Source organism: Roseomonas rosulenta (assembly GCF_016106005.1).
GTDB classification, from domain to species: Bacteria; Pseudomonadota; Alphaproteobacteria; order Acetobacterales; family Acetobacteraceae; genus Neoroseomonas; species Neoroseomonas rosulenta.
On record NZ_JACADR010000184.1, the window covers coordinates 1 to 8,881 of the forward strand.

10 protein-coding genes are annotated in these 8,881 nt (G+C 72.2%); 7 read left to right on the top strand and 3 right to left on the bottom strand.

Annotated elements, in window-relative coordinates:
* Together HW578_RS18510 and HW578_RS18515 are read right to left on the bottom strand one after the other, a co-directional pair.
* Positions 1–1,121, bottom strand: a 1,121-nt coding sequence (locus tag HW578_RS18510; RefSeq protein ID WP_198372176.1) for a tyrosinase family protein, incomplete at its 3' end; no start/stop codon positions are given.
* Between the two features lie 197 nt (positions 1,122–1,318).
* Positions 1,319–1,513, bottom strand: coding sequence for a DUF1192 domain-containing protein (locus tag HW578_RS18515; RefSeq protein ID WP_198372177.1), 195 nt, complete (start codon positions 1,511–1,513; stop codon positions 1,319–1,321).
* A gap of 112 nt (positions 1,514–1,625) precedes the next feature.
* Here HW578_RS18515 and HW578_RS18520 point away from each other — a divergent pair, with 112 nt between their 5' ends.
* Positions 1,626–2,183 carry a DUF1013 domain-containing protein gene (locus tag HW578_RS18520; protein ID WP_198372178.1) on the top strand — a complete coding sequence of 186 codons (558 nt, stop codon included), beginning with the start codon at positions 1,626–1,628 and terminating at the stop codon, positions 2,181–2,183.
* A gap of 10 nt (positions 2,184–2,193) precedes the next feature.
* Here the strand turns inward: HW578_RS18520 and HW578_RS18525 are convergent, their stop codons facing one another.
* Positions 2,194–2,370, bottom strand: coding sequence for a YdcH family protein (locus tag HW578_RS18525; protein ID WP_198372179.1), 177 nt, complete (start codon positions 2,368–2,370; stop codon positions 2,194–2,196).
* A gap of 201 nt (positions 2,371–2,571) precedes the next feature.
* Here HW578_RS18525 and HW578_RS18530 point away from each other — a divergent pair, with 201 nt between their 5' ends.
* From HW578_RS18530 to HW578_RS18555, 6 genes are all read left to right on the top strand, one after another.
* Positions 2,572–2,772 carry a YdcH family protein gene (locus HW578_RS18530; protein ID WP_198372180.1) on the top strand — a complete coding sequence of 67 codons (201 nt, stop codon included), beginning with the start codon at positions 2,572–2,574 and terminating at the stop codon, positions 2,770–2,772.
* Between the two features lie 221 nt (positions 2,773–2,993).
* The gene (gene nhaA / locus HW578_RS18535) at positions 2,994–4,184 is read left to right on the top strand and encodes a Na+/H+ antiporter NhaA (protein WP_198372181.1); all 1,191 of its coding nucleotides are present in this window, start codon (positions 2,994–2,996) and stop codon (positions 4,182–4,184) included.
* A gap of 225 nt (positions 4,185–4,409) precedes the next feature.
* Complete coding sequence (gene purE, locus HW578_RS18540; protein ID WP_198372182.1) at positions 4,410–4,907, top strand: 5-(carboxyamino)imidazole ribonucleotide mutase; 498 nt, start codon at positions 4,410–4,412, stop codon at positions 4,905–4,907.
* Positions 4,904–6,034, top strand: coding sequence for a 5-(carboxyamino)imidazole ribonucleotide synthase (locus tag HW578_RS18545; RefSeq protein WP_198372184.1), 1,131 nt, complete (start codon positions 4,904–4,906; stop codon positions 6,032–6,034). The genes purE and HW578_RS18545 overlap by 4 nt, the downstream gene beginning before the upstream one ends.
* A 177-nt stretch (positions 6,035–6,211) precedes the next feature.
* Positions 6,212–7,315, top strand: coding sequence for an OmpA family protein (locus HW578_RS18550; RefSeq protein ID WP_198372186.1), 1,104 nt, complete (start codon positions 6,212–6,214; stop codon positions 7,313–7,315).
* 122 nt (positions 7,316–7,437) lie between these two features.
* Complete coding sequence (locus tag HW578_RS18555) at positions 7,438–8,568, top strand: OmpA family protein (protein ID WP_198372188.1); 1,131 nt, start codon at positions 7,438–7,440, stop codon at positions 8,566–8,568.
* Positions 8,569–8,881 lie beyond the last annotated feature (313 nt).

Here is an 8,881-nt window from a genome sequence, read left to right on the forward strand (position 1 = left end):
GCGGCCGCGAGCGGCGGGCGTGCGGCGCGCTGCACGCCGCTCAGCGCCGGCGCGGGCAGGGTGAACCGGAAGGCCTGCGCACCGCTGGCCGCGGCGCTCGCCGCCGGCGTCGCCTGGGTGGTCACCAGGCGCGACGGCTCGACCTGGCGCAACACGCCGAGCGCGCGCAGGCGATCGGTCGGGAACCGGCCGACGACCAACTGCGGGACGTATTCGTAGCCGAGCGCCCGCACGCTCATCAGGTCTTTGCACTGCGGCTCGTAGGCGGTGGTGCCGTCGGGGCGCACGAACTGGCCGCCGAAGCGGAAATCCCGCCAGTGCGGATCGGCGGTGTCGGCATTGCCGCGCCGCCGCCAGGAATCCCACAGCCGGTCGATGTTGCAGTGGTGCAGCCAGAAGATCGGGTCGCGCGGGGACATGTAGGTGCCCATGTCGCCGCCCAGGCGCCCGTGCACGCTGTTGTGCGGCGTGCCCTCGAGCGGGCCGGTCGCGCCGTTCGCGCGCTGGAAGGAGGCCGCCGTGCTGTTCTGGCCGGGCGGCTTGCCGCTGGCGAAGACGGTGAAGGTCGTCTCGTCCAGGATGTCCTCGATCACGTCGGTGCCGACGATGTTGTCGGGCAGCGGGTTCCCGGCATTGGGGCCGCGCGTGTGGCGCAGCGGGTTTGGGTCGTTGCCGACCTGCGCCACCGTGAAGGCCGCCGGCAGGACGCGGTCCACCGTCCAGTTCCAGTAGGGAAGGCGGAAGCCCGGATCGCCCGACATCTGCTGGCAGATGCGCTCGAAGGCGAGCAGGTAGGCGCGGTGCCAGGGCAGGAAGTACCAGTTGCCGTGCGGGCAGTGGTCGAGATGGATGCGCGCCTGGTTCTCCCAGTTGCGCTTGTCGCTGGCGGGCAAGGCGCGCATCGCCAGCACCGCCTTGCGGTAGCTGACGAGGACGGGGTCGTCGATCGCCATGGTCCCGACGTTGCGGCGCCGGCGGACCAGCAGCTGCAGCGGCGGCCGGTTGCGCTGGAGCGTCGGGCCGGCCTGCCCGCCCGGGGCCTGGGCCAGCGCGGCCGGCGCGGCGAGGGTCGCGAGGACGCTGGCGAGCAAGGCCCGCCGCGGATGTGCCGAGGACGTCATGCCGTGTCTCCTCACCTGTCGGCGGCGACATGCCGCCGAAGAACGCGCGAGAACCGTTGATTACGTCTTCGAATGTGACGTTAGGGAGTTCTTGCCGCGCTCCGCAACCCTTGCGTGTCGCCACACGGCGGCGACACGCGCTTATGGCGGGTCGAGGGTGGATGGCACACGCGAAGCGCGGTGAGGCCTGGTCGCCCCTACCCCTTGCGGAAGAAGGCCTCCGCCGCCGCCCTATGGTCCTCGCGCGCCGCGATCCCGGCCTCCGCGCGCGCGATCTCGGCCTGCAGTTCCGCGATGTAGTCCCGCAACTGCCCCACATCCCAGCCGTCGAAGCGCGGCTTCTCCACGACCTGCCGCCGGCGCGGCGCCTCGTCCTGGTCCGGGCCCACCATACCTCGCCTCCTTGTCCATCAGGGCTTTGACCCTGCCCTGCCGCGTCAGTATAGGGGGGCGCAGAATTCTGCGGGGGTTCGCTCCTGCCCCCCTGACCACCGAGGTCCGCCCATGCCCCAGCCGCTCATGCCGAAGGCCACCGCCGTGTGGCTGATCGACAAGACGTCCCTGTCCTTCGACCAGATCGCCGATTTCGTGAACATGCACCCGCTCGAGATCCAGGCCATCGCGGATGGCGAGGTCGCGCAGGGCATTGTGGGCTTCGACCCCGTCGCCTCGGGCCAGCTCACGCGCGAGGAGATCGCGCGCTGCGAGGCCGACCCCGCCGCGCGCCTGGTCCTGCAGGAGAGCACCATCGTGCTGCCCAAGCAGCGCGCCAAGGGCGGGCGCTACACGCCGGTCTCCAAGCGCAACGACCGGCCGGACGGCATCGCCTTCCTGCTGCGCAACTACCCCACCCTGCCGGATGCGGTGATCGCCAAGCTGCTCGGCACCACCAAGGACACCATCGCCAAGGTGCGCGACCGCACCCACTGGAACAGCGCCAACATCAAGCCGCGCGACCCGGTGATCCTGGGCCTGTGCAGCCAGGGCGACCTCAACGCGGTGGTGGCCGCGATCGGCGGCGTGGCCCCGCTCGATGCGGAGCCAGCCGACGACGCGGCCTGACCCGCGCGCCTCAGTGGCGCGTGGCGGCCCTGAGGCGTTCCATCTCCTCCTTGAGTTTCAGCTTCTCGCGCTTCAACCGGGCCAGCTCCTGCCCATCGGGCAACGGGCGGCGGTCTTCGTCCAGGATACGGCGCTCGAGGGCGGCGTGGCGGTCCTCGAGGGAGGCGATCCGGGCATCAAGCGGCATGCGATGCGCATCTCCGGGTTCGGGCCTGGCCTTGCGGGCCGAGGCCGAGGGGCGGGGCCGGTGTCCCGGCCCCCTGGAAAACCGCGGGTGCGACGACCGGGAATGGCTGTCGCGCCCCGGCCCTGGCATGGTAAGGCCCATCCGGGCACGAATGCATCCCACATCTTCGCAACCTTCCTTACCGTTCCGGGGCCGACGGCCATGATCGCCGACCGTGACGCCATGCTCCGCCGCCTGCACGAATTGCGCAGCGAGCACCGCGACCTCGACACCGTCATTGCGCGCCTCGACGGCTCGGCCGTGGACCAGTTGCAGTTGCAGCGCCTGAAGAAGCGCAAGCTGAAGCTGAAGGACGAGGTGACCTGGCTCGAGAGCCGCCTGGTGCCGGACATCATCGCCTGACGCGAAGGCGACGCCGCCCCCCCCGGGCGCGGTCTCCACACGGGCGTCGCATCCGCAGGCTGTTTCCGTGCCCCGCCCGCCGGCGCCGCGGGCCGAAATGGGGCTGGCAGCCGGCACGTCGCGTCGTATAGGGAAGGCGGGTGTCCGGGGGTGCATGAACCGGGCAGGCATCAGCGTTGGTCGGGCCGCCAGCGGCGCACGCTCATGCCCGAAGGCGATCCATGGCCCAGCACGCCCACTACGCTCCACCGAGCGCCCTGCGCCGCTTCCTCGAGGGCCAGTCCTCCGCCGGCCTGATGCTGATGGGGGCGGCGGCGCTCGCGCTCGCCATCGCCAACTCGCCGCTGCTGCCCGGCTACGAGGCGCTGCTGCGCAGCTATGTCGGGCCCCTGTCGGTCGGGCACTGGATCAATGACGGCCTGATGGCCGTCTTCTTCCTGCTCGTCGGGCTCGAGATCAAGCGCGAGACACTGGACGGCCAGTTGTCCACATGGTCGCGCCGGGTCCTGCCGGGCATCGCCGCCGCCGGCGGCATGGCGGTCCCCGCCCTGATCTACCTCGCCTTCACCTCCGGGCCCGAGGTGAAGGGCTGGGCGATCCCGACGGCGACCGACATCGCCTTCGCGCTGGGCATTCTCTCGCTGCTCGGGCCGCGGGTGCCCGCCGCGTTGCGGGTCTTCCTGACGGCGCTGGCGATCATCGACGACCTCGGCGCGGTCATCATCATCGCCGTCTTCTATACGGCGGGCCTCTCGCTGCCGGACCTGGCGGGCGCCGCCGCGGTGGTGGCAGCCCTGGTCGTGATGAACCGGCTCGGCGTCCGCCGGCTGTCGCCCTACCTCCTGCTCGGCCTCGTGCTCTGGGTGCTGATCCTGCGCTCGGGCGTCCATGCGACGCTGGCCGGCGTCGTGCTGGCGCTGACGATTCCCCTCCAGCGCACGCCCGGCCGGCCGGACCACGGCCACACCAGCGCGCTGCACCGGCTCGAAGGCGCGCTGCACGTGCCGGTCGGCTTCCTCATCGTGCCGGTCTTCGGGCTTGCCAATGCCGGCGTGCCGATCCTGGGCCTGTCGGCCGAGGCCCTGGCCGCACCGGTCACGCTCGGCGTCGGGCTCGGGCTCGTGGTCGGCAAGGTGGTCGGCGTACTGGGCTTCTCGCTGCTGGCGATCCGCCTCGGACTGGCGGACATGCCCGCCTATGCGGGGCGGCTGCAGATGGCCGGCATCGCCCTGCTCTGCGGGGTCGGCTTCACCATGAGCCTCTTCATCACGCTGCTGGCCTTCCCGGACAATGCGGCCCTCCAGGCGCAGGCGAAGCTGGGGATCCTCGGCGGGTCGCTGGTGTCCGGCCTGCTCGGCTATGCCCTGCTGCGCATCGCGCCGCGGGACCGGTCCGGCACGCCGTCCCGCTAGCCCGGATGCGCTTCGCCCCCGCTCGCGGCGGCGGCGCCGGCGCTGCCCATCCGCGCGCATCCTTCCCCGACCGGGTCGTCACCACCCGGTCGGGTCCGGCGCTGCCCATTCGCGCTCCCGCGCGATCCGTTCTATGTCGCGCCGCGCGTCCGAGTCGCATCGGCGGCCCGTCGCGTCCGTGCTTTCCCCGTCACGCCCCCTGGCGTCCGTTCCTGGCAGGTTCGAATGACATCCTCCCCCGGCCCCGCCCCCCTGGTCGGCATCATCATGGGCAGCCGCTCCGACTGGGAGACCATGCGCCACGCCGCCGAGACGCTCGATCGCCTGGCCGTCCCGCATGAGAGCCGCGTCGTCTCCGCCCATCGCACGCCGCAGCGCCTGTTCGACTACGCGTCCGCCGCCGCGGGCCGAGGCCTGCGCGTCATCATCGCCGGCGCCGGCGGCGCGGCCCACCTGCCCGGCATGGCCGCCTCCATGACCGCCCTGCCGGTGCTGGGCGTGCCGGTCGAATCCCATGCGCTGAAGGGCATGGACAGCCTGCTCTCGATCGTCCAGATGCCGGCCGGCATTCCGGTCGGCACGCTGGCCATCGGCCGCGCCGGGGCGGTCAATGCCGGGCTGCTCGCCGCCGCAATCCTCGCCCTGTCCGACCCCGCGCTGGCCGAGCGCCTCGCCGCCTGGCGCGCCGCGCAGACCGACAGCGTGCCGGACCTGCCGGCATGACCGCCAGCCTCACCCCCCTGGCCCCCGGCGCCGTCATCGGCATCCTCGGCGGCGGGCAGCTCGGGCGCATGTCGGCGTTGGCCGCCGCGCGCCTCGGCTATGCCTGCCACGTCTATGCGCCGGAGCCCGATTCGCCCGGCATGCAGGTCGCCGCGCACAGCACCGTCGCGGCCTATGAGGACCGCGACGCCCTGGCCCGATTCGCCGCCTCGGTGGCCGTCGTCACCTTCGAATTCGAGAACGTCCCCGCCGCGGCGCTGGAGGCCCTGGCCGACCTCGTGCCCTGCCGCCCGGGCCTCGCCGCGCTCGCCACCTGCCAGGACCGCGTGGCGGAGAAGGCCTTCCTCGGGCGCATCGGCGTCCCCGTCGCCCCCTGGCGCGCGGTCGAGACCGAATCGGACCTCGCCGCCGCGGTCGCCGAACTGGGCCTGCCGGCCGTGCTCAAGACCACGCGCCTCGGCTATGACGGCCGCGGCCAGGCAGTGCTGCGAACCCCGGAGGACCTCGCCCCGGCCTTTGCCCGCCTCGCGCCCAAGCCCCTGGTGCTCGAGGCCTTCGTGCCCTTCGCCGCAGAGATTTCCGCCATCGCCGCGCGCGGCGCGGATGGCGCGATCGCGGTCTTCGACCCGGCCGAGAACCGCCACGCGCACCACATCCTCGACCTCTCCTTCGCCCCGGCCCGGCTGCCGGCGGCCGCCGCCGACGCCGCGCGCGCCCATGTCGCGGCAGTCGCCGAGGGACTCGACCTGGTCGGCGTTGTCGCGCTCGAGATGTTCCTGCTGCCCGACGGCACGCTGCTCGGCAACGAGATCGCGCCCCGGCCGCACAATTCCGGCCACTGGACGATGGATGCCTGCGCCGCCTCGCAGTTCGAGCAGCACATCCGCGCCGTGGCCGGCCTGCCGCTGGCCGATCCCGCGCGCCACCACGACGCGGTGATGCGCAACCTGATCGGCCCCGAGGGCATGGCTGCCTGGCCGCGCCTGGTCGCGACCCCGGGCATCGTGCCGCACCTCTATGGCAAGGCCGGCGCGCGGCCGGGCCGCAAGATGGGCCACGCGACACGCCTCCTGCCCATGGGCAGCCTGGCCGGGATGACCGATGCCGAGGCACTTGCAGGATTGTGACGGATTTGCCACCCCCGGGCGTTGCAGCCAGGCCACAGTCATGGATGAACCTGCACGCAAGCTCTGGCGCGAGCGTTGGTGAGTGGTAGAAGAGGTGCGTTCCGGCGTGTCCACAATCTTGACGCTGCGCCGGTCCCGTTTTCCGGCCCCCAGGGGGCCTCGAGCAGGAGAATTCCGATGAGCCTGAAGAAGGCGCTTCTTGCCGCGACGCTGCTGTCGCTGCCGATGGCCGCGACCGCGCAGGCGCAGAGCTGGGATCCGCGGGTGCAGGGCATCTACATCGGTGCCGGCGCCGGCTTCAACTACCTGCAGGGCAGCTCGGACACCGTTGCCGGCCGCAGCGTCGACATCAACTTCGAGTGGGGTTTCGCGGGCGTCCTGAGCGTCGGCTATGGCTTCGGCAACGGCCTGCGCCTCGAGCTCGAAGGCAACTACCGCCAGAACGACGTCGACAGCATCAAGGCCTCGGGCGTCGGCACGCTGCCGCGCGCCTCGGGCACCGCGTCCAGCTATGGCGTGATGTTCAACGCGCTGTATGACTTCCGCCTCGGCCCGGTGATGCCCTATGTCGGCGCCGGTATCGGCTACGTCTGGCACGACTACGACGATGTCGGCTTCAGCCAGCGCGCGGCGAACGGCTCCTCGGCCAGCCTGACCTTCGGCGGCAACGAAGGTGCATTCGCGTACCAGGCGATCCTGGGCGTCGCGCTGCCGATCGACAGCGTGCCGGGCCTGGCGCTGACCGCCGAGTACCGCTTCATGGGCACGACCGGCCACGACATCGACGGGCGTGCGAATGGCACGGTGCAGGTGGGCAACACCCGCATCGCCGACCGCTCGGCCACCTCGCTGAACGTGGACAACTTCAACCACTCGATCATGTTCGGCGTGCGCTACAACTTCGGCCGCACGGCGGCCCCGGTGGCCCCGGCCGCCGCGGCGCCGGCGCCGGCGCGCACCTTCCTGGTGTTCTTCGACTGGAACCGCGCCGACCTGACCGCGCGCGCGCGCCAGATCATCGCGGAAGCCGCGCAGGCCCGTACCCGCCAGGCGGTGACCCGCATCGAAGTGACGGGTCACACCGACACCTCGGGCTCGGCGCAGTACAACCAGGGCCTGTCGGTCCGCCGCGCCAACGCGGTGGCCGCCGAGCTGGTCCGCCTGGGCGTGCCGCGCAACGAGATCACCGCGCGCGGCGTCGGCGAGAGCCAGCTGCTGGTGCCGACCCCGGACAACACCCGCGAGCCGCAGAACCGCCGCGTGGAGATCGTGCTCCGCTAAGCGCGGCGCACCACGCGACCACTGCACGGGAAGGGGCGCCGAAAGGCGCCCCTTTCTGCATTGCAGCGCCCGCCACGGTCCTGCACATTCCGTAGATCAACTCGTGCAATAACTGACTCCAGATGCCCCCCGCCCACCCCACCCGTCTCCTCGCGGTTGCCGGCCTCGCCACCCTGGCCCTGCTTGGGGCAGCAGCGCCGGCGGCCGCGCAGTTCCCCTCGGGCCCCTACGTGGCCGGCGGATTCGGCTGGAACCTGGTGCCCGAGACCAGTCTCAACCTCGACTCGGCGGCGGCTGTCGGGCTCGGCCGCGCGGGCTATGGCAGCGCGGGATCGGTCGGCTTCACTCCGGGCGTCGCCGGCGTGCTCAGCCTCGGCTGGGGCTTCGGCAACGGCCTGCGCGCCGAGATCGAAGGCAACTACCGCGCCAACGAGGCCGATGGTGTGTCCGGCGTTGCCGGCTGGACCAGCCTCGGCGCGCCGGGCGGGCGGCAGGAAAGCTGGGGCGTCATGGGCAATGTCCTGCTCGACCTCGGCGTGATCGGCCCGGTGATTCCCTATGTCGGCGTCGGCGCCGGCTATGTCGTGACCGACTGGGCGAATGTGCGCGGCATCGGCCAGAACGGCGCGCTCCGAATGACCGTGAACGACAGCGACGGCCGATTCGCCTACCAGGGCATCGCCGGCCTCGCCTTCCCGGTGGAATTCGCCCCGGGCCTCGCGGTTACCGCCGAGTACCGCTTCCTCGGCACCTTGCAGCCCCGGCTGCAGGCGCGCTTCGACAACCCGCTGACCGGCGCGACCGTCGCAACCGGCACGGTCGAGCCCGATGTCTACAACCACTCGCTGCTGCTCGGCCTGCGCTATACGCTCGGCCGTGGCGCCGCTCCGGCCGCGCCCGCACCTGCCGCTGTGCCGCAGGCCAGCCGCAGCTTCCTGGTCTTCTTCGACTGGAACCGCGCCGACCTGACGGAACGTGCGCGCCAGATCATCGCCGAGGCCGTGCAGCACGCCCGCAGCCAGCGCAGCACCCGCATCGAGGTGGCCGGCCATGCCGACCGGTCCGGCACGGTGCAGTTCAACCAGGCGCTGTCGCGCCGCCGCGCCGAGACGGTCGCCGCCGAGCTGGTGCGCCGCGGAATCGCGCGCGAGGACATCGCCATCACAGCGCTTGGCGAGACCCAGCCCCTGGTGCCCACCGCCGACGACGTGCGCGAGCCGCAGAACCGCCGCGTCGAGATCCTGGTGCGCTGATCCCGGGCGGCCGATGTCTTCGGCCGCCCGGGACCAGCTGAATCTTGCTGCGCCCACAATCGCCGGGCGCCGCCTCCGGCGTCTTGGCTGCGCGCCACACACTGATGCGCCAGGCGCGCCTGTCAGGCTGGGCGTGGTCGCGCTGTGCGCTCCCGGATCGCGCGATGCGCGATCTCTTCATGACCTTGCCGTCGCGACCGCCGCCTCGACGAAAAAAGGGGCGGCGCCTGCGCACCGCCCCTCCTCGTGCCGATCCTGGCGCGCGGTCAGCGCCGGGCGGCGCGCGTCGCGGCCTGGCGCGGCGCCGCCGCCG

What these genes read in the sequence shown, in the direction of transcription:
- HW578_RS18550 (WP_198372186.1), top strand. Translation starts at nt 6,212, where the DNA reads ATGAGCCTGAAGAAGGCGCTTCTTGCCGCGACGCTGCTGTCGCTGCCG.
- nhaA (WP_198372181.1), top strand. Translation starts at nt 2,994, where the DNA reads ATGGCCCAGCACGCCCACTACGCTCCACCGAGCGCCCTGCGCCGCTTC.
- HW578_RS18515 (WP_198372177.1), bottom strand. Translation starts at nt 1,513, where the DNA reads ATGGTGGGCCCGGACCAGGACGAGGCGCCGCGCCGGCGGCAGGTCGTG.
- HW578_RS18545 (WP_198372184.1), top strand. Translation starts at nt 4,904, where the DNA reads ATGACCGCCAGCCTCACCCCCCTGGCCCCCGGCGCCGTCATCGGCATC.
- purE (WP_198372182.1), top strand. Translation starts at nt 4,410, where the DNA reads ATGACATCCTCCCCCGGCCCCGCCCCCCTGGTCGGCATCATCATGGGC.
- HW578_RS18555 (WP_198372188.1), top strand. Translation starts at nt 7,438, where the DNA reads ATGCCCCCCGCCCACCCCACCCGTCTCCTCGCGGTTGCCGGCCTCGCC.
- HW578_RS18530 (WP_198372180.1), top strand. Translation starts at nt 2,572, where the DNA reads ATGATCGCCGACCGTGACGCCATGCTCCGCCGCCTGCACGAATTGCGC.
- HW578_RS18525 (WP_198372179.1), bottom strand. Translation starts at nt 2,370, where the DNA reads ATGCCGCTTGATGCCCGGATCGCCTCCCTCGAGGACCGCCACGCCGCC.
- HW578_RS18520 (WP_198372178.1), top strand. Translation starts at nt 1,626, where the DNA reads ATGCCCCAGCCGCTCATGCCGAAGGCCACCGCCGTGTGGCTGATCGAC.